This window comes from Stenotrophomonas sp. (assembly GCF_032103445.1).
In the GTDB taxonomy this organism is placed as follows: Bacteria; Pseudomonadota; Gammaproteobacteria; order Xanthomonadales; family Xanthomonadaceae; genus Stenotrophomonas.
Genome location: NZ_DAMDFR010000064.1, coordinates 1 through 24,695 on the forward strand (window position 1 = coordinate 1; position 24,695 = coordinate 24,695).

Here is a 24,695-nt window from a genome sequence, read left to right on the forward strand (position 1 = left end):
TGGATGTTTTTGACGAGCCCCCATGGACGGGTTTACGGCGTGTCCCGCAAACCCACCCTGGCACGCCCAAACACGGGAACCGATGAACCACCGGCTGTTCGCCAGAAACCAACAGCAGCCGGGCAAGCCCGGCTCTACGGGTTACTTCAGCTTGATCTCGCGCAGACGCTCTTCCAGGAAGCCATGGGCGGTGATGGCTTCGGGGTAGCGGCTGGGGTTGTCCGGGGTGATGCAGGTCGGCAGCACGTCGATCAGGAAATCCGGGTTCGGGTGCAGGAAGAACGGCACCGAGTAGCGCGGCTGGCGGGCCTGCTCGCCCGGGGGGTTGACCACGCGGTGGATGGTCGACGGGTACACGTGGTTGGTCAGCCGCTGCAGCATGTCGCCGATGTTGACCACGATGGTGTCGGCGTCCGAGGTGAACGGCACCCACTTGCCGTCGTGCGACTGCACTTCCAGGCCGGCCGCGCTTGCGCCCACCAGCAGGGTGATGAAGTTGATGTCGCCGTGCGCGCCGGCACGCACGTTCGGGATGTCGTCGGCGGTGATCGGCGGGTAGTGGATCGGACGCAGGATCGAATTGCCGTTGTTGGTCTTGTCGGCGAAGAAGTCGATCGGCAGGCCAATGTGCAGCGCCAGCGCCGAAAGCACCCGCGAACCCAGGTTGTCCAGCGCCTGGTACAGGCCATAGCCACGCTCGCGGAAGCCCGGCACTTCGGTCGGCCACAGGTTCGGGGCCATCACGTCGCGGTACTTGGAGTCGTCCGGGATCTCACGGCCGATGTGCCAGAACTCCTTCAGGTCGAAGTGCTTGGAGCCTTTCGCCGTTTCCACCCCGAACGGGGTGTAGCCGCGTGCACCGCCCGTGCCCGGCACGTGGTACTTCAGCTTGGTCTCTTCCGGCAGCGCGAAGAACGCCTTGAACACGTCGTAGGCCGCGTCGATGTCCGCCTGCGGGATGCCATGGTTGCGGATGCCCGCGAACCCCCATTCACGGTAGGCCGCGCCCAGTTCCGCGACGAAAGCGTCACGGTCACTGTCGAAACGGGTGATGTCGAGGGTCGGGATCTGGCTCACAGCGGTTCCTGGGATATCGGTTGGGGACGGGGCCGCAGCTGTGGCCCGGCTGAATATTGTGCCAGATCGGACGGTAATCGCCGCCGATACATTGATACAAACCGATACAATGCGCGCCGCCCTGCCGCAACACAGGCCGGGCGGCCACGGACGCCGCCGCCGCCACGTCTCCAACTTCCCTCTTTGCGCGCTACCCGCTACATGGACGATTCGCTTTCCGCCGTTCCCCTGCCCCGCAGCCATCGCTGGCAGCGCCTGGGCTGGCTGACCCTGTTCACCGCGCTCAACGCCTGCGTGGCCATCGCCATCGTGCTCGGCAACACGCCGCTGCAGGACAACCCTGGCGGCACTCTGGGGCTGGCATACCTCGCCATCGCCCTGCCCGGCCATTTCCTGTTCTTCGGCGCACTGGTCTCACTGCTGCCGCTGGCCATCGGCTACTGGCCGCGCTCGCCCCGCCCCCTGCTGATCAGCGCCGTGGCGTTGCAGGGTCTTTGGCTGTGTCTGCTGCTGGTGGACGCCAAGGTGTTCGAGCTGTACCGGTTCCACCTCAATGCCATGGTGCTGAACATGGTGTTCGGCGGTGCCCTGCAGGACCAGGTCGCGCTGTCCTGGCAGACCTGGGTGCAGGTGGGCGGCGTGCTGCTGGCCGTGGCGGCTGCCGAAGCCCTCTTCGCCTGGGCCTGCTGGAGGCTGCTGCTGGGCCGTCAGCGCCGCCGGCCGGTGCTGCTGGCCTGGGCCGCCGGTGCCGCGCTGATGCTGACCGGTCAGGTCGCCACCGCCTATTACGATGCGCTCGGCGAACGCGCGGTCACCAGCCAGTGGGCCTACCTGCCCTGGGCCCAGCCGATCACCGCCAAGCGCCACATGCACAAGCTGGGCGTGCGCAGCGCGCCGCAGGCGAACCTGCCCGACCCGCGCATGAGCCAGCTGGAATACCCGCTGCAGCCGCTGCGCTGCCAGAGCCACACCCGCCCCAACGTGCTGGTGGTGGTGCTGGAGTCGCTGCGCCACGACGCGCTGGATGCCACCACCATGCCCAATACCTGGGCGCTGGCGCAGCGCTCGGAAACCTTCGACCGCCATTACAGCAGCGGCAACGCCACCCGTTACGGGCTGTTCGGCCTGCTGTATGGCCTGCCCGGTGGCTACTGGCAGAGCATGCTGAGTGAACAGCGGGGTTCGCTGCTGTTCCAGGTGCTGGGCCAGCAGGGCTACAACCTGCACCTGTATGGCAGCGCCCCGCTGTACAGCCCTGAATTCGACCGCACCGTATTCGCACAGGTCCGCGACCAGCTGCATATGGCCCCGTCGGAGCTGCCGGTCGCCGCACGCGACCGTCACATTGTCGAAGCGATGCAGGGCGATATGCTGAAGCCCACGAACTCCCCCTGGTTCGGCTTCGTGTTCCTGGACAGCACCCACGCCCCGTATCACCTGCCGGCGGACTATCCGCCGCTGGCCACGCCGATGGCGAAGGAAATCAATTTCCTGGCGCTGGACAAGGATCACGACCCCGCGCCCGAGCTGAACCGGTACCGCACCGCCGTGCACTACGCCGACAGTCTGGTCGGGCAGCTGCTGCAGACCCTGCGCGACAGCGGCCAGGCCGACAACACCATCGTGCTGGTCACCGGTGACCACGCCGAGGAGTTCAACGACCTGGGGCTGAACTATTGGGGCCACAACGGCAACTTCTCCGATTATCAGATGCAGGTGCCGTTCGTGCTGCACTGGCCCGGCCGCGACGCGCAGGTCCATGCCACCACCAGCAGCCATGAGGACTGGGTGCCCACGCTGATGCGCCATGGCCTGGGCTGCGAGAACGCACTGGCGGACTTCAGCACCGGGCACGACCTGTTCGAGGAACAGCGCCCCAACCGTCCGGTGCTGGTGGAGAGCTGGTCGCAGCGTGGTATCCGCGATGGCGATAACACCTACGTGTTCGACAAGTTCGGGAACGCGACCGCACTGGATCGCCATTACCTGCCCCTGCCCGACCAGCAACCTGACCCCGCCGCGGTGAAAACCGCGTGGGATGCATTGACGCATTTCCGCAAGCATTGACGCCTGGAACGTTCATCGATGAACACGCCCCTCCACCGCAGACCCTTGAAGATTCTGCACACCGAAGCCGCCAAGGGATTTGGCGGCCAGGAGATCTACATCTACCGCCACATGCTGGCGATGCGCGAGCGCGGCCACGACGTGTCGCTGCTGTGCCAGCCGGGCTCACGCCTGGGCGATATGGCGCGCGATGCCGGCTTCACCGTGCATTCGCTGAAGATGGGCGGGCTGCTGCGCCTGGTGCGCGGTGTATGGTCGGTGTCGCGGCTGGTGCAGCGCCAGCGCTACGACGTGGTCAACACCACCAGCCGCCGCGACGCCTTGATTGCCGCCACCGGTGCGCGATTGGCGCATGCGCCGCTGGTGGTGCGTTCGCGCCACCTGATGAGCCCGGTCAACTCGCTGCTGACCTATACCGGTCTGCCGCATCGGGTGCTGACGGTGAGCAGCTTCGTGAAGCAGTTGCTGGTGCAGCGCGGCGTGTGTGACGCACATGTTGGCATCGTGCCGCCGATTGCGGTGCCGATGCAGTGGACCGAGAACGAAGGCGATGATGCGTGGCAGTGTCTGCAGCGGACACGCGCGGAGGTGCGTCGCGAGCTGGGCTTCAACGATGACCAGGTGGTGGTGGGTTGCGTGGCCGTGCTGCGCGAACCGAAAGGCCATATCGACCTGCTGCGTGCCATTGCCCCGCTGTGCCGGCAGCACCCGCAACTGCAGCTGGTGGTGGTGGGCGACGGCGACCCGATGATGAACCGGCTCAAGGCGTTGCGCGCCGAGCTGGGCATCGAGTCGCAGGTGCACCTGCTCGGCTATCGCATGGGCGCGTGCCGGCTGATGACCGGTTTTGACATCTTCGCGCTGGCCACGCACAAGGAAGCGGCGGGCACGGTGTTCCTGGAAGCGGCTTATGTGGGCGTGCCGATTGTCGCCACGCGCGTGGGCGGCGTGCCGGAAATGGTGGTGGAAGGCAGCAATGCGCTGCTGGCCCCCTTGGGCGATGAGCGGGCGCTGACGGCGGCATTGCAGGCGCTGGTGGAAGACCCGGCGCGACGCCAGCAGATGGGCCGCGCCGGCTGGGACTGGATGCGCAGCGCGCACCGCTTCACCCCGACGGGTCACACCGAGGCTACCGAGCACTATTATCACCAGTGGCTGAAGGAGCTGGGACATGGCAAACGCTAGAACGGTACCGGTGCTGATGCACCACCATGTGTCGCCTTCGCCGGGGATGATCACGGTGTCGCCGGAGAACTTCGAAAGCCAGATTGCCTGGCTGGCACGTAATGGCTGGACGTCGCTGACGCTGGATCAGTACGCGGACTTCCTGGCGGGCAAGCCGGTACCGCGCAAGTCGATCGTGATCACCTTCGACGATGGCTATCTGGACAACTGGGTGTACGCACACCCGATTCTGAAGAAGTACAACATGCACGCGGTGGTGTTCGTGGTGACGGGCTGGATGGGCGAAGGCCCGGTCCGCCCGCACGCAGGCGAGCCGGGTGCGGTGCTGCCGGCAACCCCGGACCATCGCGGCTGCGAGGCGGCGATCCTGCGCGAGAACCGCCACGACGATGTGATGATGCGCTGGAGCGAGGCGCAGGCAATGATTGCCGAGGGCACGTTCGAGGTGCATTGCCACACGCACACGCACACGCGCTGGATGAAGCAGGACATCAGCCGCGACGAGAAGCGCGCGGGCATCCGCGGCGACCTGTCGCGCGCACGTGAGGTGCTGCAGGAGAAGCTGGGCGAAGTCTCCGACACGCTGTGCTGGCCCTACGGCGACTTCGACGAGGACTACCTGCCGATCGCGCGCGAGCAGGGCTTCCGCTACCTGCATACCACGCACCCCTTCGGTCGCAACGTGGTCGGCGGCAACCCGGAACACATCTACCGCTTCGCGATCCGCAACCGCCCGGCCAGCTGGCTCCGCAAGCGCATCGCCTGGAGCTACCACCCGCTGATCGCCCCGGTGTTCAACCGGTTCAAGGCGCGCCAGAAGAAGATGGCACCCGGGCCCTGATTGCGATTGCACGGCGTCTTCCGCACCGCACTATGACTGCAATTGCACAATCAGTTCGGCGCCGCATTTTGACTGCAATTGCACAATCTCTTCGACGCCGCATTTTGACTGCAATTGCACAATCTACGTAGAGCCGGGCTTGCCCGGCTGCTGTTGGATTCGTGCGAACAGCCCTCGGTTCACGGCTCCCTTGGCTTGGCGGCTCGGGATGGGCGTTCCGGGGGACGCCGCAAGTACGTCCTTGTAGGCTCAGTCGCGGCATCCATGCCGCTCATGCCCCCTCCAGCCCACCCCGACCCGCCAGGACAGGCCATCGGTGGCCACGGGAAATCAAAACCCATCAATTGCTTGTTCTGCCGCTGGCGTGAACCACCCGCGCGCTGCCCCTGCTTTGGTGGGATCGGTCGACAGACGATCGCCGTGAACGCACCATCATTCTTTAACGCATGAACCAGAATCGAAGTCGCACTTCGTGATGCCGAATGCCACACGGACCAATCACGACATCTCTGCCTTCTCGCTCGATCCTGAAAACTGCAACATCAGTCACGCTTCTCAACATCAACACTTCCGTGCCACATACGCCAAAACCGCGCTTGACCCGTCATGTCCCCGGTGTCATGTGTCGATTGCGACGCGCGAATTGCGCATATGCACTGAAATCGCAAAAATCGATAGACAGCATCAATCACTCATTGGTGTTCGTTAGATGCAGGCTTATCCCAACGGAGCGTAGCAACTCCAGATAGATCTCCAATTGATGTCCTTCGTCGGGCCTTGGTCCTGCGTCGGGAGTGTGGCTAATACAACACCTCTTCGGAGGGAATCCGCCACGCCGTTCTCCTTGGAGATCTATCACGGTTGCTAACCTCCCGACCTCCTCGCCATCCCGGCGAGGAGGTAAACCCAGGAGAGGTTTGCCATGCATCAACAATGGGCGGACATGCCCGAAGTTGTACTACCCAACATCCCCTGCCCCATCACGGGTACCCGTCTAAGTTGTCTCCGCTTTACACAGCAGGAGGCCTGCCAATGAAAAGGCCAGCGTGGGTACGAGTGAAGGTGGAACAGAGTCTGCGGCGACAGTTCAAGAAGTTGGCGCGACGTAGAGGCCAATATCCGGCCGAGATGATCCGGGGCTATATGCAGCGGTGTGTGGATGAAGCGCCGAAGGTGCCGGCAGATGGCGCGGATGGTTCCCAGCGCGGTGTTTGAAGGCCGTACGTTCGTGAGCGGTGTTGGCAGGTCAGGCGCGGATTCGATCCGGGGTCATGCGTTACCGGGCGTTGCAGATTTCACGGCGATCGTCTTTCGACCGATCCCACCAAAGCAGGTCAAGGCCCGGGCAGGTCAAGAGCCGGATGAGCGATGAGTTGGTTTTGATTTTCCATGGCCACCGATAACCCATCGAAGGTGGGTCGGGGTGGGTTTGCGGGACCGTCAAAAACATGGATGTTTTTGACGAGCCCCCATGGAAGGGTTTACGGCGTGTCCCGCAAACCCACCCCGACCCGCCAAACCAGGGATGCCGTGAACCGAGGGTTGTTCGCATGAATCCAGCAGCAGCCGGGCAAGCCCGGCTCTACGTAGGTCGCTCGATCAGATCACGCGGCAGCGGCGGCTTTTACTGCGCCGGAGAGGCTGTCCAGCGTGGCCTGCATCAGCTCGGCGCTGTCGGCTTCGACGGTGACGCGGACCACCGGCTCGGTGCCGGACGGGCGCAGGAAGGCGCGGCCGCGGCCTTTGACCGCCTGCTGCGCGTTGGCCAGGGCCGACTGCACGCCTTCGGACTGCACGATCGCCTTGGCCGACACGCCGGCCAGACGCACGTTGACCGTCTTCTGCGGAACCTTGGTGACGTCCGCCAATGCAGCGCGCAGGGTCTTGCCCTCACGGCGCAGCACTTCCAGTACCTGCAGCGCACTGACAATGGCATCGCCCGTGGTCGCGCGGTCCAGGCACAGCAGATGGCCAGAGGCTTCACCGCCGAGCACACCGCCGCCTTCCACCAGTGCCTGATGCACATAGCGGTCGCCCACGTTGCTGCGCACAAACGGCAGACCCAGGCGCTCCAGCGCCTGTTCCAGGCCGAAGTTGGTCATCAGCGTGCCCACCACCGGGCCGCGCAGACGGCCGTTGCGCTGCCAGGAAGCGGCCAGCACGTACAGCAGATCGTCGCCGTCCACCGGGTTGCCCTGGTCGTCGGCCATCAGCACACGGTCGCCGTCGCCGTCGAACGCAATGCCCAGGTCCGCACCCACTTCGCGCACCTTCGCCGCCAGGTTGTCGATGTGCATCGACCCCACGCCGTCGTTGATGTTCACGCCGTTGGGTTCGGCACCAATAGCAGTAACTTCTGCACCCAGCTCGCGGAACAGCAGCGGCGCAATGTGGTACGTGGCACCGTGCGCGCAGTCGAGCACGATCTTCAGGCCACGCAGGTCGAACGCACGCGGCACGCTGGCCTTGCAGAACTCGATGTAACGGCCCACCGCATCACGTGCGCGCGCCGCCTTGCCCAACCGGTCCGATTCGGCCGTGGTGAACTCGCTGTCCAGCGCCGCTTCCAGCGCCAGCTCGGTCGCATCGTCCAGCTTTTCGCCATCGGCCGAGAAGAACTTGATGCCGTTGTCGTAGTGCGGGTTGTGCGACGCGCTGATCACAATACCTGCGTCCGCACCCAGGGTGCGGGTCAGGAACGCCACGGCGGGCGTCGGCATCGGGCCCAGCAGCTGCACGTCGGCACCTGCAGCCACCAGACCGGCTTCCAGCGCCGCTTCAAACATGTAACCGGAAATGCGCGTGTCCTTGCCGATCACCACCACCGGGCGATGGCCCGGACGGTGACCGTTACGCTCGGTCAGCACACGACCCAGCGCGTTGCCCAGGCGCAGCACGAAATCAGCGGAAATGACGCCCTCGCCGACCCGGCCGCGGATGCCGTCGGTGCCGAAATACTTGCGCGCACCCATCAGGCAGCGTCCGCCGGCGACTGACGGCCCAGCATGGCCAGCAGGTCGGCCAGACGATCACGCATTTCGCGGCGGTCGCAGATCTGGTCGATGGCACCGTGTTCCAGCAGGAACTCGGAACGCTGGAAGCCTTCCGGCAGCTTTTCACGCACGGTCTGCTCGATCACGCGCGGACCGGCAAAGCCGATCAGCGCCTGCGGCTCGGCGATGTTGATGTCACCCAGCATCGCGAACGAGGCCGACACGCCACCGGTGGTCGGATGGGTCAGCACCGAGATGTACGGCAGGCCGGCGTCGCGCAGGCGACCCAGCGCAGCGGAGGTCTTGGCCATCTGCATCAGCGAGAACAGGCCTTCCTGCATGCGCGCGCCGCCGCTGGCGGAGAAGCACACGTAGGGCGCGCCGATTTCCAGCGCCTTCTCAGCGGCCAGCGCAAAGCGCTCGCCGACCACCGAACCCATCGAACCGCCCATGAAGGCGAAATCGAACGCCGAAGCGACCAGCGGGCGGCCCTTGAGCAGGCCCTGCATGGCGATCAGTGCGTCATATTCGCCGGTGTTCTTCTGCGACGCCTTGATGCGCTCACCGTACTTCTTCTGGTCCTTGAACTTCAGAAGGTCGGTCGGCCCCAGGCGGGCGGCGATTTCCGTGGTGCTGTCAGCGTCGAACAGCGAGGCCAGGCGCGCGCGGGCGCGGATCGCCATGTGGTGGCCGCACTTCGGGCAGACTTCCAGGTTTTCTTCCAGCTCGGGGCCGTACAGCGCGCTGTTGCAGTTGCTGCACTTTTCCCACAGGCCCTCGGGGACACTGCGCTTCTTGCTGGGAACATTGTCGGTGCGGATGCCCGACGGCATCAGTTTGGTCAGCCAACTCATGCTTGTTGATACGTCCATTCAGGGCGGCCCGAAGGCCGCAAAGGCGGACAGTCTAGCTCACCCGCCGTTGAGCCGGGATCCCTACGGGGGCGTGTGGAGGGGGTGTGAAATGGTTCGATCCGGATGGTATGGACGCCCGTAGAGCCACGCCCTGCGTGGCTTCGCGGTGCCAGACCCGTGCGTAGTGACACCATGCGTGTCATCGGGGTGCCGGATATGGTCGAAGCCACGCAGGGCGTGGCTCTACGGGGCGTTCAATCGAGCGCTTGGCGCAGCGGGGTGAGAAACGCCTTGGCCACCGCAGCTGCGGCATCTGAACCATCCGCCTCCGCCAGCGCCGCCACCAGCGCGCTGCCGACCACTACTCCATCGGCTTCCTTGGCCATCGCCGCCGCACTGGCCGCATCCTTGATCCCGAAACCAGCCACCACAGGCACCGACGAGCGGCCGCGCAGGGTACGCAGACGCGCACTGGCGGCATCACTGTCGAGCCGGTCCGAGGCACCGGTCACGCCGGCAAAGCTCACGTAGTACAGATACCCGCGCGCCATCGCAGCCAGCTTGTCCAACCGCGCATCGGCCGTCGTCGGCGACGCGAGCAGGATCAAGGCCAGACCGGACTGCTCAAAGATCGCCAGGGTTTCTTCCGCCTCTTCCGGCGGCAGATCCACCAGCAGCACGCCATCGACCCCGGCGCTGATCGCGTCCTGCGCGAAACGTTCGGTGCCGCGGATCTCGATCGGATTCAGGTAACCCATCAATACCACCGGCGTGGTCGCGTCATCACGGCGGAACTCGCGCACGGCATCCAGCACATAGGTCAGACCCGCCCCCCGCGCCAACGCACGCTCGGAGCTGCGCTGGATGGTGGGGCCGTCGGCCATCGGGTCGGAGAACGGCACGCCGAGCTCGATCACATCGGCACCGGCCGCGGCCAGCGCATGCATCACCGGCACCGTGGCGTCCAGACCGGGATCACCGGCAGTGACGAAGGGAATCAGCGCCTTGCGGCCATTTGCGCGCAGGCGGGCGAAACAGGCATCAATACGGTCAACGGACATGTCAGGCGCGTTCCAGAGTCAGTTCAATTGCGTGGCGGGCGGTCACAGCACCAGGCCTTCGCGGGCGGCGATGGTGTGCACGTCCTTGTCGCCACGGCCGGACAGGTTGCACAGCACCAGCTTGTCTTTGGGCAGTTCGCGCGCCAGCTTGATCGCCTGCGCCACCGCGTGGCTGGACTCCAACGCGGCAAGGATGCCTTCGCTGTGCGCCAACTGGTGGAACGCGGCCAGTGCTTCCTCGTCGGTCACACCGACATACTGGGCGCGCCCGGTATCGGCCAGGAACGCATGCTCCGGGCCCACACCCGGGTAATCCAGGCCCGCGGATACCGAATGGGTTTCGATGATCTGGCCGTCGTCGTCGCAGATCACATAGGTGCGGTTGCCATGCAGCACGCCCGGGCGGCCCGCGGCGATGGACGCAGCATGACGACCGGTTTCGATACCGTCGCCAGCCGCTTCAGCGCCGACAATGCGCACGTCGCGGTCGTTGAGGAAGGCATGGAACAGGCCGATGGCGTTGCTGCCACCGCCGACACAGGCGGTGATCGCGTCCGGCAGACGACCGTAGTCGGTGAGCATCTGGGCGCGTGCTTCGCGGCCGACGATGGCGTTGAAGTCGCGCACCATGCGCGGATACGGGTCCGGGCCGGCCACGGTGCCGATGATGTAGAAGGTGTCGCGCACGTTGGTGACCCAGTCGCGCATCGCTTCATTGAGCGCATCCTTCAGCGTGGCCGAGCCGGAGGTCACCGGCACCACCGTCGCACCGAGCAGCTTCATGCGGTAGACGTTGATCTTCTGCCGTTCGATGTCGGTGGCCCCCATGTAGACCACGCATTCCAGGCCCAGCCGCGCGGCGACGGTGGCGCTGGCAACACCGTGCTGGCCAGCACCGGTCTCGGCAATGATGCGCTTCTTGCCCATCCGCGCGGCCAGGAGGGCCTGGCCGATGGTGTTGTTGATCTTGTGCGCGCCGGTGTGGTTCAGGTCTTCGCGCTTGAGCAGGATCTGCGCGCCGCCGACCTGCTGGCTGAGCCGCTCGGCGTGGTAGATCGGGCTGGGCCGGCCCACGTAGTGGGTCAGGTCCTTGTCGTAGGCAGCGATGAAGCTGGGGTCCTGGCGCGCCTGGTCGTAGGCGGCGGCCAGTTCCTGCAGCGGGCCGATCAGGGTTTCAGCGACGAAGCTGCCGCCGTAGCGGCCGAAATGGCCGTTGGCGTCCGGGTAGGCGTGGAAATCGGTGACAGGCGTTGGGGATGCGGACATGACGCGACAGCCGGTAGAGACAGGCCTTCACTCTAACGCACGTATCCTGACCGGAATATCGATATTATCTGGCGTGATTCGTCAGGAAAACTCACATGAGTGACACCCCCCTGCCCTCGCTCAACGCCCTGCGCAGTTTTGAAGCCACTGCGCGGCTGGGCGGTGTCGGCCGGGCCGCGCAGGAGCTGCATGTGACCCACGGCGCGATCAGCCGGCAGCTGCGGCTGCTGGAGGACCACCTGGGGTTTGCGCTGTTCGAGCGCGCAGGGCGTGGGTTGCGCCTGACCGCCGCCGGGGAAACCCTGCAGGCCGCCTGCGCCGGGGCATTCGGGCAGATCCGCGAGGCGGTGAGCGGGTTGCAGCGCCGGCAGCGGCCTGAAGCGCTGGTGCTGGGCTGCAGCGGCAGCATCCTGGCGCGCTGGATGATTCCGCGCCTGCAGCAGCTGCAGGCCGATCTGCCACAGCTGCCACTGCACTGGTCGGCGCAGGATGGCAGCTTCACGGCGGATCAGCAGAGTCTGGATGCGGTGTTGCTGCTGGCGCATGCGCCGTGGCCACCGGGGTGGCGGGTGCGCGAGCTGGCACCGGAACGGGTGGGCGTGGTGGTCAGTCCGCAGCATCCTGCGGCGGCGCGGCTGCGTGGGCATCCGCCTTCGGTGCTGCTGGGTGAGCCGTTGCTGCATACGACGTCGCGCCCGCAGGCGTGGCCGGACTGGGCGTTGTCGCATGCGTTGGAGCCGGCGCAGCTGGTGATGGGCACCGGGTTTGACCACCTGTATTACCTGCTGGAGGCGGCGGTGGCCGGGCTGGGGGTGGCGATTGCGCCGGAGCCGCTGGTGGCGGATGAGTTGGCGGCTGGGAGGTTGCTGGCCCCGTGGGGGTTTGGGGCGACCGGAGGGTTCTGGGTGTTGGCTGCGCCGGAGGGTGTGGTTGATGGGCGGGTAGAGGTGTTGGCGGAGTGGTTGAGTGCCCAGTTGGGGTAGTGACACGCCATGCGTGTCATCGACCATGCCCGGTGCCGCGCGGACACGCATGGCGTGTCCCTACGACGATCACCCTGCGGTTGGCGCGGCCAGCCTGGCCTGCACCTCTTCGCGCAGGCGCGCGAGTTCGACTTCGGCCTGTTGGCGCTGCTGCATGCCTTCGCGGTGGATGGTGCGTACCTCTTCGACCGTGGCGATCAGCTGGTCGTGGGCGTGGCGCAGCGTGGCCACGTCGATCACGGCGCGCTGGTTGGCCTTGGCGGTTTCCACCGAGGTCTGGCGCATCAGGTCGGCATTGCGGCGCATCAGGTCGTTGGTCGCGTCATCGATCGCATTGGACAGCTCCACCGCGCTCTTCTGCTCGCTCAGGCTGAGCTGGATGGCGAACTGGCGCTTCCACGACGGGATGGTAATGTCGCGAACCGTGTTGAACTTCTCGATCAGCTGGATCGCGTTGGCCTGGATCAGGCGGATCATCGGCAGCGACTGGTCCGCTGCGTGCTGCATCACCACCAGGTCGCCGACGCGCTTGTCGAGCAGACGGATGGCATTGTCCAGTTCGCCCTGGCGGATGCGCACCTGCGGGTCGTCGTTGCCCAACGCCGCCTGCTGCTCGCTGCGCAGCTCGGCCAGACGCTGCTTGCCGGCGGCGATATGCAGGCCCAACGCGTGGCGCTCTTCGCGCACGATTTCGTGCATGCGGTCGAACTCGCCGACCCGCTGCGCCATCAGCGCCTGCTGGCTGCCGACGTCGCCGAGCAGCTGTTCGATCTGCCGGTTGGTGTCGCTGAACTTCTGCACGAGTTCGCCCTTGGACGCGCGCAGCTTGTCGATCAGGCCGCCGATCACCGGCACCTTCGAACGCTGGGTGAGACCGTCCAGATTCAACGTGCGCGCGATGCGCACCACTTCGCCCAGTTTCTCGCCGCTGGCATCCAGGTCACGGTTGCGCACCTGATCCAGCAGTTGGCTGGAGAACGCCGCGGTTTTGGCCGCTGCGTCGCGCCCGAACACCTGCAGGTTGCCCGGGCGGATGTCTTCCAGGCTGCGGCCGATCTCGGCGATGCGCGGCAGGTCGTCCTGGGCCAGGCCCAGTGCCTTCAAGGTGGCGTCATCCACCGTGGGCGCGGCCACGGCAAGGGCCGAGCTGTGCGGCGTGTCCTGGGTCATGGCGAAGTCTCCTTGAAGGGGATGGCAATGAAATGCATGGGTCAATCCAGTCTAGCCTGCGCCGAAGCGACTTCGGCACGGATCTGGGCCAGCAGCTGTGCCGCCTGCTGGTCACGCTGCTGCTGGTCGTCAACACGACGGGCCAGCAGGGTCTGCCGCCACGCCGGCAGCAGGGTTTCGGTGATGCGCTGGCTGCGGGCCAACAATGCCGCGTTCTGTTCGCGCAGCAGCTGCCACTGCCCGGCCTCGACCTGCTGCAGTGCAGCCAGCCGACGCAGGTGGTCGAGCCGCTGCGCCAGCACGTCCTGCAGGGGCGGAGCCAGCGCCGCCATCTGCAGGTGCCCGGCGTCGACCCAGGCCTCCAGGGTCATCGCAGCATCTGCAGCGCGCTCCTGTGCCGCAGCTTGCTGCGCGAGTTGCGCACGGATGCCCTGTGCGGCTGCATCGGCCTGCACCAACAGTACCCCCAGACGCGACTGGCTGTCGTGCGCGTCCAGCTCCTGCTCTACATCGCGACCAAGCAGACGTCCCCACCAGCTGACACGACGGCGCGCAGCAGTGGGGTTGGCGGACTGCACCACCGCGCCCAGCTGGGTCAGTACCGCGAGCAGGCGTGCGGCGGCCGGGTCATGCCCGACCGGCGGCGGCGTCCCCTGCCCCAGCGCATCGAGCAACGAAGCGCCATAGCGTGACAGGCCGAGCGCGTCGGCCGCCACAGGCACCGGCACGGGCCAGCCTCGGATCATGCCGGCGCATCATCCGCAGCGCCGGTCCACTGCGGCGGCAGGGTCGATTCACCGTAGAAGTGACGCATCAGGGCTTCATCCAGCGCGCGCTCCTGCGGCGTGCTGGCACGGCGCGCGCGTGGGCGCGGCTGTGCCATCGGGCCGCGCTCCATCTGTTCGCGCACCCAGCCGGCCAGCAGCGCCAGCGTCTCGCCGGTGCGGGCCTGCTGGGCATTGGCCTGGCCGAGCAGTTGCAGCAACGGGGCCAGGCCTTCCTGCAGTCCCTGCGCAATCGGCTCGGCGGCCGGCAACGGTGGGGGTTGCGGCGCACCGGTCTCGACAGCGGCGAGCTCCGCCGCAGTCAGCGATGGCACCGGAGCCGGAACCAGGCGCTCCAACGCCGCCAGCAAGGCGGGCCACGGTGCGGGGTCTGCTGCGCTCAGCGGTGCGGCATCAGCACTGCTTTGCAGGGCACTGGCGATATCGGCAAGCTGCGCCACCACACGCCCGCCGACATCGGCGTCGCCCGCGCCCATCGCCTTGTTGCGCAGGAAATCACGCTTGATCTGCGCCCAGCGCTGCTGCTCTTCGTCTCTTAGCACGCCGCGCAGCTCGCCCAGCTTGAGCAGGTTTTCTTCCGCACCGGTGGTGAGCAGCTGCGCTTCACCGAGGTAGTGGTCGGAGATCAGCTGCTGCAGCTCGGCCTCGTTCATCACCGGCGAGATCTTCTCAGCCAGCTTGTTCATGTTGCGGTAGCTGCCCTGCAGCCGGAACGGCGGCTCGGTGCGGTAACGGTCGTCCTGCGCGGCACTGGCGATGTACTGCTGGTTGACCCGGTAAACGACGTCACGCACGCGCAGCATGCGCTGCAGGGTGGCGACGATCTCGTTGACCTCCGCACCACTATAGGCATGGCTGAGCGCATTGGTGGAGACCTCCTTGCCCATCGCGCGGTCGACCAGCAGGTACAGGTCGGCCATGTCGCGGGTGGCCAACGGGGCCAGCACGGCGTTCGAGGTGAGACTGTTTTCGATGTAGCTCAGGGTGAAGGCCTCTTCCATGCCGCCCAGCACATCACCCAGGTTGTAGATGTCGGCACGGTTGGCGAGCATGTCCGGAATCTTGAACACCTCACCGGACTCGGTGTACGGATTGCCGGCCATCACCACGCAGAACTTCTTGCCGCGCATGTCATAGGTGCGGGTTCGCCCACGCCACACGCCCTCGATACGGCGGGTGCCGTCGCAGAGCGAGATGAACTTCTGCAGGAATTCGGGATGGGTGTGCTGGATGTCATCGACATACAGCATGGTGTTGTTGCCCATCTCCAGCGCCAGGTTGAGCTTTTCCAGCTCCTGCCGCGAGGTGGCATCCGGAGCCTGCGCTGGGTCCAGCGAGCGCACCTCATGGCCCAGCGCCGGCCCGTTGATCTTCATGAAGACCAGGCCCAGCCGGTGCGCCACGTATTCCATCAGCGTGGTTTTGCCGTAGCCGGGCGGCGAGATCATCATCAGCAGGCCCATCAGGTCGCTGCGCTTGTTCTCGCCGACCGTGCCCATCTGCTTGGCCAGGTTGTCACCGATCACGCCCAGATAGACATCGTTGATCAGCTTGTTGCGCACGAACGAAGAAAGCGGGCGGGCCTTGAACTCTGACAGGCGCAAGGCGTCGCGCTCGCGCACGATGATGCGCTGGCGCACGCCCTGGTAGGCATGGAACGCCGGTACGAACTGCTTCAGGTGGGTACGCAGGCGGGCCAGGAAGTCATCCAGCGACAGCGTGAGGTGACCCTGCTGGATGCGCGCGTGTTCTCCCAGCAGCCCCTGCACCTGCACCTGCAACGCGACCTCGCTGGGACGCGTGCGCAGGGCGCGCGACACCAGCAGCAACGCGGCCGCTTCATCGGCGTAGCCGGCGTGCGCGGCATGGGCCGGCAGCTGGCACAGCGCACGCAGCCACTGACCGGCCAGTGTCCAGCGCGCAGCGAGGCCGTCCTGCTCGCGCTGCAGGGTGCGGTCGAAGGCTTCGCGCTGGCCAGCCGACTGCAGGTGCTGGGTCAACGCGTCCAGCAGTGCCTGCGCGTAGCGGCTGGTGCTGAACACCGGCTCGCCTGCACTCAGCTCAGCGGCCAGATAGGCGGCCGCCGCCTGCGCATCGGCCGGCAGGAAAGGCAGCTGCCGCTCCTGCACGAAGGCATCCAATGCGGCGGTCATCTCCGCCAGCAGCGCCTGCTGGCCCTCGCTGGAACCGAACAGGCGGGCGATGGCATCGGCACCGGCCTGGCGCGTGGACCACTGCGCCACGTCCTCGCGCCTCTGCTGCGCGGCCCAGAACAGCAGGGCCAGCGCACGTGCACGCGGTGCGTGCTGCAGCGTGCCGGCGGCCTGTTGCAGCGGCAGCAGCGCGTGCAGGATCAGGCTGGCATCGTGGTCGTGGATGCCGCGCTCATAGCCTTCACGGTAACGCGGCGCGGCGAAGTCGCGGACGATCTTCTCCAGCGCATCCGGTTCGGCAGCGGCGTGCTGCAACGCTGGAAGGTCCATGCCGTCGCGACCTTCCATCGCGGCCAGCAGCAGGCTGCCAGCGAGGTATTCGGCCCGGTACAACTGCGCGGATTCCGAATCCAGGCCCAGCTGCCAGTAGGCCTTCAGCTCGGCCAGTTCCGGGTCGTGCAGCGCTTCCAGGAAGTCGGTGCCGGTCAGGTGGATGGCCAGCTCGTCGCCGCGTGGCAGCAGGGTCAGGTCCAGCGCCTGGGTGTTGACGCTGAAGCGATGACGCGGGCCCAGGCGCACTACATTGCCCCCGGCCTCGAACAGGTCGCTGCGGTCACGCAGTGCACGCACGGCCTGGTCGCGCACGCCTTTCAGGCGCGCTTCGACATCATCAGCCTTGACGCTGTCACGCAGCTCGCGTAGCCGCTCGGCCAGTTCGCGCAGCTTGAGCACCAGCGGGTCACCGGCGAAGAAGGCGTTGAGTTCGTCGGCGCTGGCAAAGCGCTCGGTGCGTTTGGTCAGGCCGTCGAGGATGCGGGTGGCGGCGTCGAGCACCGAGCGCGCCTTGCGCTGGCGCTCGTCCAGCAGCGCCTGCTTGTGCGTTTCAAAGGCTTCGATGAGCTCTTCGCGCTTGGCCAGGATGTCGCCCAGGAACTGCTCGTGCTCGCCAAACTGGCTTTCCAGTTCTTCCAGCTGCACCAGCAGGCGCGACATCTGCTCGTCGGCGCGCTCCGGATCGGTGGCCATTCCCAGCGCACTGGTGATGGACTGGGAGAACAGCGCGAACTGGGCTGCGAACTGGGCCACCGCCTCGGCGGACCCGAGCGTGCGGCGGCGTTGTTCGGCACGCACCCGGCTCTGGTTGAGCTTTGCGTATACGGCCGAAATGGCTTCCACCACGCGCGTACGCGCGGTGGCATCGTCCACCTTCAGCCCGGCCATCAGCGCAGACAGCATGTCCAGGTCGGCGGCCATGCCACGCATGCCGGCCAGCTGCTCATCCAGCACGCGCGCACTTTCCGCCTGCTGGGCGGCTTCATCCAGCACCTGCAGGCGCTCGCCCAGCGGAGCCAGCGCGCGCTCGTCGGCAAGGAACTGGCCGGTGGCGGCGCCGATCCGGTCGTGCGCCTCCTGCAAGGCGGTGGTCATCGCATCGATCACGTCGGTGTCGATGTACCGATAGTCGCGAATGGTCAGCAGGTGGCCGCGCTGGGTGGAGATCGCGTTGAGCGCTTCCACGAACGCCTGCACGTCGGTCCAGTTCTCCGGCTGCAGCCGGCCCAGCAGGACCTTCTGGCTGGACTGTGCCTGGGCCATGGCCTGTGCGGACTGCTGGCGGATGCTCTGGACCTTCTCGTATTCGTCCAGCACCGACTCGCCGGTGGCACTGATCTCACGCAGCAGCCCCGCCGCGCCGTCACAACTTGCGTCGTCGAGCCAGTGGTGGGCGTCGAACATGCGCCGGGTGTCCTGCACCAGGCGCTGGTAGCGCTGCACCGAGACGTCCTGGCCCTCGATGGTGCGGGCGAGGTCGAACAGGTTGGAAATACCGCGGACCAGCTCGGCATTGCCGATACGGCCCATGAACGTGTTGCCCGGCGGCCGGCTGGCGGCAAACTCGTCGCTGCTGAACGGGGTCTGCCAGACCTGCATCGGGTGGATGCGGGTCGGCTCGGTGCCCTCGGCATGGAACAGCACCATGCGCCCGTCATGCATGAAGGCGTAGCCGTGGCCGAACACCGGGTTCTGCAGCACACGCTGGATGGTATTGTAGACAAACAGCGCTGAACGCCCGCCTTCACGCTCGTAGAAGATGTACAGCACGTCCTCGCCGTTGGGCGAGCCGATTGCGCGCTTGAACTGCATGCCCTGCATCGAGGCGTCAAACGCCTTGTGCTCGCCGCTCTGCAGGTAGTAGCCGCCCGGGAAAATGATGCCGTGGTCTTCCGGCAGCTGCACGCAGGCCTGCACGATCGCGTCGTTGCGCACGATCGCACCAGTGAGCGTGTTGTAGATCAACCCACGCCAGATGGTTTCGCGGTACGGCAGCACTTTGAGCAGCACCAGCGAGCCCACCCGCACGAAATCGAACTGGGCGTCGTCCAGCGACTGGGTGCTGTCGTCGACCGGCTCGCTGTAGATGCCCTGCCCGCTTTCGGTATTGTTCTCGACCTTGATGGTGAGGTCGCCACCGGTGGTCTCGACGAACAGGGTGTCCAGAATGTTCAGGTGCGAATGGCGACCACTGACCGCCATGTCACGGGTGGCACGGGTCCACTCAAAGTCGAACGGCGGCGGCAGCGCGATGTCACGCTCGCCACGCGCATCCAGGTAGGTCAGTTCACCCTCGCGGGACACCGCCCAGCGGAACACGCGCACGTCGCTGCTGCGTTCGCCGATCTGGAACGAGGCCAGCAGCTTGTCGCCGACCTTGATCAGCTGCAGCAGGCGCGCATGCTTGTAGTAGGCGTACAGCTCGCCGAAGTCGTGCACGAAGCCGGCCTGGGCCAGGAAGCTGCCCTTGGCATCCACCGGCACCACGTCGTAGCCCTCGCCCGACTGCACCAGCCGGTACAGCCCGAACACGTCCTCGACCCGGGTCTGGGTCTTCAGGCCCAGGTAGACGTTGTAGCCGAACAGCAGCAGGTCCGGCCCCACCTGCACGATGTCGCGGCCGACGCAGTTGTTCTCGCTGCGGATCCGGAAACGGCCGATGACCTCCAGCCGGCTGTCGCCGAACTCGGTCAGACGCTGGCGGTTGAGCGCGTCGGCCAGCCCGCGCAGGCGCGTGCCCTGCTCGCCCAGGCGGCGGCGCAGCACTTCATAGGCACCGCCCTGGGCGACCGCCTGATCGACAGTGGAGGTGGCTTCCGTCGACGGAGCGTCGGGACGGGGGGCGGAATCAGACATCGGCTTCCTTCCGGGTCACGGACCACCGGCCGGAGGTACCGGCCGGTGAACATGTAGAGCGGGGCCTTGCCCCGCTCAGCGGGCGTCGACCACGGTGGCCGACACGGTGTCGGTCACGGCCGTGTGCTCGTCGGCGATCTGACGCGGCGCGTCTTCGCGGGCGGTGACGCCCAGGTAACGCTGCATCAGGTCCTGCACGATCGGGCTCTTGCCGGCCAGTCCTTCAATCGACTTGCCCAGCGAGACCGCCTTGATCAGGTTCTCGAACATGCCACCGTCGCCACCGACCAGGTCGATATCCGCATTGCGCAGCGCACTGGCGATGACGCCGGCGTTCTCGCGCGAGACTTCCTTACCCGCTTCGATCGACGCCAAGGCCTGCTTGAGGCTGTTGTCGAGCATCATGCGGAACTCTTCGTGGCCGCGGGCGCTGTCGCTGAGCGAGGCGATGGCTTCGAACTTGCGCACCAGGCCTTCGGCTTCGGCCAGCAGCTTCTTCTGCACCACACCGGCCTCGGCACCGCCGACCGACTCGGTCGCGGTGGCACGGGCACGGCCCATCTGCTCCTCACCCTGGGCCTGGGCCTGCAGGGTTTCGGCCAGCACGCGGGCGTCGTTGGTGCCCTGCTTCAGGGTAGCCTCGGCCTTGGCCTCGATCACGCGGGCCTCGGCAATGCCGACCTTCTCGATGGCCAGTGCCGAGGCTTCACGCACCTGCGCTTCGGCCAGGCCCGGTGCGGCCTGTTCGGCACGGGTACCGTCGGCCAGCAGGCGCTTGGCTTCGGCCTGCTTGCCGGCGGCTTCGTGTTCGGCCTGGGCCAGCGTGGTGATCTCGACCGCGCGGTGCTTGGCCGCGGTTTCTGCCGCCTGCGCTTCCTTGACCTGGCGCACCAGCAGTTCCTGCGCCTTGGCTTCGGCTTCCAGGATCAGCACCTGCTTCTGGCGGTCGGCCTCGGCGACTTCACGCACTTCCTTGATGCGCTCTTCCTCCTGGGCCACGGTCTTGTCGATGGCAACACGTTCGCGGGTGATGTTGGCCACGTCCATCTTGCCCACTTCGACCACCTTGTCGCGCTCCACGCCCTGCAGCTGCACTTCGCGTTCAGTGGTGACCTGTTCCAGCTGGCGCGCACGTTCGACGCGCTCGGCTTCAATGGCGACGGCGCGCTGGCGGTTCTGCTCGGCGACTTCGACTTCACGCAGGCGGTTCTGCTCGCGGATGTCGATCAGCTCCTGGGCCTCGATGCGGGCATGTTCGGCCAGCTGGCGCTGTTCTTCCTGCACCTTGGCGGTTTCAGCCTGCTCGCGCGCCTGGATGGTTTCGATCTCGCGCTTCTGGCGGGCTTCGGCTTCGGCCTGCTGGCGTTCCAGCGCCAGCAGTGCTTCACGCGCCTCGACGTTCTTCTTGGTGATGGCCAGCTTTTCGTTCTGTTCCAGCTCATTGGTGACCACGTTCTGCGCGGCGGTCAGCTCGGTGATCTTGCGGATGCCCTGGGCATCGAGAATGTTGTTCTGGTCCAGCAGCAGCTTGGGGGTCTGCTCCAGGTAATCGATGGCGACGTCTTCCAGCGCGTAGCCGTTGAGGTCGTTGCCGATCACCGCGATGATCTCGTCGCGGAACTCCTGACGCTTTTCGAACAGTTCGGTGAAGTCGAACTTCTTGCCGACGGTCTTGAGTGCTTCGGAGAACTTGGCGTTGAACAGATCATCCACCGCGTGCTTGTCCGAGGCGCGATCGGCTCCGATGGCCTTGGCCACGCGCAGCACATCGGCCTGGGTTTCATTGACGCGCAGGTAGAACGCCACAGCGATATCAGCGCGCATGTTGTCGCGGCAGATCAGGCCTTCCTTGCCGCGACGGTCGACCTGCAGGGTGATCAGGCTGATCCGCATCAGCTCGGCGCGGTACAGCACCGGGATGATCAGCGCACCGGTGAAGTGCACTTTCGGCTGGGAGCTCATGTCATTGACGATCAGCGCGACGCCCTGGTCCACCTTGCGGTAGAACGCCTTGAACAGGCCGGCAAGGCCGAGCAGCAGGACTATCAGTACGCCCACGCCGATCAGGAACGGGGCCATGGCAGCAACACTCATCGATGGATCTCCTTATCGCCCGCAATCAGGCTGTCTTGGAACGAAAGCGCCGGGTGACTGTCTTCGGCAGCGACCCGGTAATGGTTGTGTTCGGCAACGTAATCGATCAGCACCACGCGTGATCCGCGCGGCAGGGTCTGGCCCTCGGGCAGGCGGACCTGCAGGATCAGCCCGGCACCGCCATCGTCAACGGTGGCGTAGCCGGTGCTGGCGGTGACGTGGGGCGAGGCAATCACGCCGATGCGGCCCAACAGTGACGTTTGTGGCACGGCGCGCAGACGCAGCAGCAGGCGACGCACGGGCCGCAGGATGAGGGCGGTGAGCGGCACGGCCGGCACCAGGGCCAGCAGTGCCACGGCGCTGCCGGCGGCCCAGCGCAGCGGCACCGGCAGCGGCTGCAACAGGAACAGATGGGTGAGATAGGTGCCGGTCCAGCCGAAGAAGGCCAGCAGCGCGATCACCAGCATGACCGGTGCGCCGCCGAGGCCGAGCCGCGAGAACATGCCGGAGATGCCGTGCAGGCCCTCCTCGCCACCGCCCAGGTCGATGCCGTCGGTGGCGAAGCCGTCGTCGACCACGCCGCAGGCGGCCAGCAGCCAGTAGACCATGGCAAATGCCAGCACGATGCTGTACGGCAACGTGGGGAATGTCAGCGCGACATTGAGAAATTCGGCCATTTCACGACTTCCTTGCATCGGTGCCGCGGTTTCCCCCTGCGGCGTCCCTGGGAACGCGCTCCGGCGTTCCCTTGTTTCGTCGATGCTACGTGAAATTGGCGGTCGCGCACATAGGGGGTTTCTGACCCTGTGCTTGCAGAGCAGCCGGGCAAGCCCGGCTCTACGGTGTTGCGCCCCTAATCGGCCTCGTGGCAATCGGCGCGGCGGACTTCTTCGACGAACTTGCGCATCTTGTAGCCGTCCTTGATGCCGGGTTCGGTCTCGATGCCGCTGGAGACGTCCACGCCCCACGGCAGGGTGGCAACGATGGCGTCGAACACGTTGTCCGGGGTGATGCCGCCGGCCAGCAGGAACGGACGATGCAGCCCGGTCGGCAGGCGGGTCCAGTCGAAGGTCACCCCGGTACCGCCACCACCGCCCGGCGCATGGCTGTCGAACAGGAAGCCGGCAGCGCTGGGATAACGCAACTGCAGCTGGCGGGCGTTGACCTCTTCACGCCCGCCCATGGCGACCGCTTTCAGGTAAGGCATGTTGAAGCTGCGGCAGAACGCCTCGTCTTCGCCACCATGGAACTGCAGCAGGGTGGGCCGCACGGTGCGCAGTACCTCGCGCACTTCTTCCTTACTGTTGTCCCGGAACAGGGCGACCACGTCGACCATCGGTGCAATCGCCTGGCGCATGGCGCGGGCTTCGGCCGGGGCCACCCGGCGCTTGCTTTCACGGGCGAAGATGAAGCCCACGGCGTCCACACCCAGCTCGCCGGCCAGGCGGACGTCGCCGGCGCGGGTCATGCCGCAGAACTTGATGCGGGTGCGGTAATAGGAGCGGCTCATAACGTAACCTCGGCAGGCAGGTGCCAGTTGTCGGGATACAACGGGCCAACAAACACAAGACCCTGAGGCGGTGCGGTGGGGCCGGCCACGGTGCGGTCCTGGCCGGCAAGCAGCTCGGCCATCCATGACACCGGTTGATCCCCACAACCGATCAGAATCAATGAGCCGACAATATTGCGCACCATGTGATGAAGAAATGCATTGGCCTGAACGCAGACCTCGATCACCTCGCCCTGCCGGGTCACGCTGATCGCCTGCAGCTCGCGCCGGGCATGCAGCGCCTCGCACTGCACACTGCGGAACGCACTGAAGTCGTTTTCGCCCAACAACGCCTGCCCCGCCTCGTGCATGCGGGCCGCATCCAGTGGCCGGCGCTCCCAGCTGAGGGTCTGCCGGTACAGGGCCGGACGCACCTGCCGGTTCAGCAGCCGATAGCGGTAGCGCCGCGCCCGGGCAGAGAAACGGGCATGGAAATCGTCGGCCACCGGCACACACCAGCGCACCGCGATGGAGCGCGGCAGCCGCGTTGTGGTGCCCAGGGTCCAGCCACGCGGGTCACGCACGGCGTCGGTGTCGAAATGGACCACCTGACATTCGCCGTGCACGCCGGCGTCGGTGCGCCCGGCGCAGGTCACCTGGATCGGTGCATCCGCCACCGAGGACAGCGCCTCCTGCAGGCTGGCCTGCACGCTGGGGCAGCCGCTTTCCCCCAGTTGCTGCCAGCCCTTGTACTCACTGCCGTCGTACTCCACGCCCAGTGCGTAGCGCATGGTCAACCTCGATTACGTCGTTGAAGGCCGGCCCTGCGGCCGGCCAGGGCTTGCGCCCGGTGTGTCACGGCAGGCGGGCCAGCAGCTCGCGCGCCTGGATCTGGCTGTGGATGTCGCCGGCGGCGGCTACTTCCTGCAGCAATGCACGGGCGGTATCGGCATCCCCCAGGTCGAGGTAGGCGATGGCCAGCTCCAGCCGCTCGCGCCCCGGGGTGCCCAGCGTTTCCGCCCCGGCGACCGGCTCGCTGGCCACCGCAGCGGCGGCGGGCTCAACCGGCTCCTCTGCCGCAACCGGCGCAACGGGCGCGACAGGCTCTTCGGGGAACTCGAACACGCCGCGATAGGACGGCTGCGCCGCCGCATTCCAGGCGTGCGCGGGAACCACCACGTGATCATGATCCGCCACGCCTGCATCGGCGGCAGTGCCGCCCTGGCCGGGCTGCGGTTCCAGCGCGAACACCGGCTCGCGACGCGCCACTTCAGCAGCCACCTGATCGGCAGTGCTGTCGTATTCGGCCGAGTCGTACGCCAGCTCGGCGTCCTGGTCGGCCTGCTCCTGGTCTGCGCGCTCCTGTGCCGCCAGCTCGTCGACGTAGCCGGCAGCGGGCACCGCAGCCGCCAGTGCGGTAGCGTCGAAACCATCACGGCGCAGCGGCGGCAGCGGCGAGGGCTTGCGGCGGCGCGCCAGCGCCCAACC

At 66.4% G+C, this 24,695-nt stretch carries 17 protein-coding genes; 4 read left to right on the plus strand and 13 right to left on the minus strand.

The features are described from left to right. Positions 1-141: 141 nt before the first annotated feature. The gene (locus RT551_RS17420; protein WP_125360414.1) at positions 142-1,077 is read right to left on the minus strand and encodes a 2-oxoglutarate and iron-dependent oxygenase domain-containing protein; all 936 of its coding nucleotides are present in this window, start codon (positions 1,075-1,077) and stop codon (positions 142-144) included. A 201-nt stretch (positions 1,078-1,278) separates the two neighbouring features. Between RT551_RS17420 and RT551_RS17425 the strand changes: the two genes are divergently transcribed. Genes RT551_RS17425 through RT551_RS17435 form a run of 3 tightly spaced genes read left to right on the plus strand, consistent with a single transcriptional unit; the run spans position 1,279 to position 5,170 of the window. Beyond that, entirely contained in the window at positions 1,279-3,144 is a 1,866-nt protein-coding gene (locus RT551_RS17425) for a sulfatase-like hydrolase/transferase (RefSeq protein WP_313460896.1), read from the plus strand. A gap of 18 nt (positions 3,145-3,162) precedes the next feature. Next, entirely contained in the window at positions 3,163-4,329 is a 1,167-nt protein-coding gene (locus RT551_RS17430) for a glycosyltransferase family 4 protein (protein ID WP_313460898.1), read from the plus strand. Beyond that, positions 4,316-5,170: a polysaccharide deacetylase family protein gene (locus tag RT551_RS17435; protein WP_313460900.1), complete on the plus strand. Its 855-nt coding sequence runs from the start codon at positions 4,316-4,318 to the stop codon at positions 5,168-5,170. The genes RT551_RS17430 and RT551_RS17435 overlap by 14 nt, the downstream gene beginning before the upstream one ends. Before the next feature lie 1,604 nt (positions 5,171-6,774). Here RT551_RS17435 and glmM read toward each other — a convergent pair. From glmM to trpB, 4 genes are all read right to left on the minus strand, one after another. Further along, complete coding sequence (glmM, locus tag RT551_RS17440; protein WP_313460902.1) at positions 6,775-8,142, minus strand: phosphoglucosamine mutase; 1,368 nt, start codon at positions 8,140-8,142, stop codon at positions 6,775-6,777. Then, positions 8,142-9,017, minus strand: a complete 876-nt coding sequence (accD, locus tag RT551_RS17445; RefSeq protein ID WP_311192037.1) for an acetyl-CoA carboxylase, carboxyltransferase subunit beta — start codon at positions 9,015-9,017, stop codon at positions 8,142-8,144. Before accD ends, glmM begins: the two co-directional genes overlap by 1 nt. A gap of 254 nt (positions 9,018-9,271) precedes the next feature. Then, positions 9,272-10,078 (minus strand): tryptophan synthase subunit alpha, encoded by an 807-nt coding sequence (gene trpA / locus RT551_RS17450; protein WP_313460905.1) that lies wholly within the window; start codon positions 10,076-10,078, stop codon positions 9,272-9,274. 42 nt (positions 10,079-10,120) lie between these two features. After that, positions 10,121-11,344, minus strand: coding sequence for a tryptophan synthase subunit beta (gene trpB, locus RT551_RS17455; protein WP_282296715.1), 1,224 nt, complete (start codon positions 11,342-11,344; stop codon positions 10,121-10,123). 95 nt (positions 11,345-11,439) lie between these two features. On the opposite strand from trpB, the gene RT551_RS17460 reads away from it, so the two are divergent. Beyond that, complete coding sequence (locus RT551_RS17460; RefSeq protein ID WP_313460907.1) at positions 11,440-12,327, plus strand: LysR family transcriptional regulator; 888 nt, start codon at positions 11,440-11,442, stop codon at positions 12,325-12,327. A 69-nt stretch (positions 12,328-12,396) separates the two neighbouring features. Here RT551_RS17460 and RT551_RS17465 read toward each other — a convergent pair whose 3' ends face one another. The 8 genes from RT551_RS17465 to RT551_RS17500 form a co-directional block, all read right to left on the minus strand. Further along, positions 12,397-13,497 carry a toxic anion resistance protein gene (locus RT551_RS17465; protein WP_313460909.1) on the minus strand — a complete coding sequence of 367 codons (1,101 nt, stop codon included), beginning with the start codon at positions 13,495-13,497 and terminating at the stop codon, positions 12,397-12,399. Between the two features lie 41 nt (positions 13,498-13,538). Then, complete coding sequence (locus tag RT551_RS17470; RefSeq protein ID WP_313460911.1) at positions 13,539-14,243, minus strand: hypothetical protein; 705 nt, start codon at positions 14,241-14,243, stop codon at positions 13,539-13,541. After that, complete coding sequence (locus RT551_RS17475) at positions 14,240-19,624, minus strand: DNA repair ATPase (protein ID WP_313460913.1); 5,385 nt, start codon at positions 19,622-19,624, stop codon at positions 14,240-14,242. Before RT551_RS17475 ends, RT551_RS17470 begins: the two co-directional genes overlap by 4 nt. A gap of 75 nt (positions 19,625-19,699) precedes the next feature. Next, positions 19,700-21,718: a hypothetical protein gene (locus tag RT551_RS17480; RefSeq protein WP_313460915.1), complete on the minus strand. Its 2,019-nt coding sequence runs from the start codon at positions 21,716-21,718 to the stop codon at positions 19,700-19,702. Continuing rightward, the gene (locus tag RT551_RS17485) at positions 21,715-22,395 is read right to left on the minus strand and encodes an OB-fold-containig protein (protein ID WP_313460917.1); all 681 of its coding nucleotides are present in this window, start codon (positions 22,393-22,395) and stop codon (positions 21,715-21,717) included. The genes RT551_RS17480 and RT551_RS17485 overlap by 4 nt, the downstream gene beginning before the upstream one ends. 176 nt (positions 22,396-22,571) lie before the next feature. After that, a complete protein-coding gene (locus RT551_RS17490; RefSeq protein WP_311192046.1) occupies positions 22,572-23,228 on the minus strand; it encodes a phosphoribosylanthranilate isomerase in 657 nt (218 codons plus the stop codon). Further along, on the minus strand, positions 23,225-23,998 hold the full coding sequence (gene truA / locus RT551_RS17495) for a tRNA pseudouridine(38-40) synthase TruA (RefSeq protein WP_313460918.1): 774 nt from the start codon (positions 23,996-23,998) through the stop codon (positions 23,225-23,227). The genes RT551_RS17490 and truA overlap by 4 nt, the downstream gene beginning before the upstream one ends. 64 nt (positions 23,999-24,062) lie before the next feature. Further along, positions 24,063-24,695: FimV/HubP family polar landmark protein (locus tag RT551_RS17500; protein WP_313460920.1), on the minus strand; the 633-nt coding region annotated here is incomplete at its 5' end.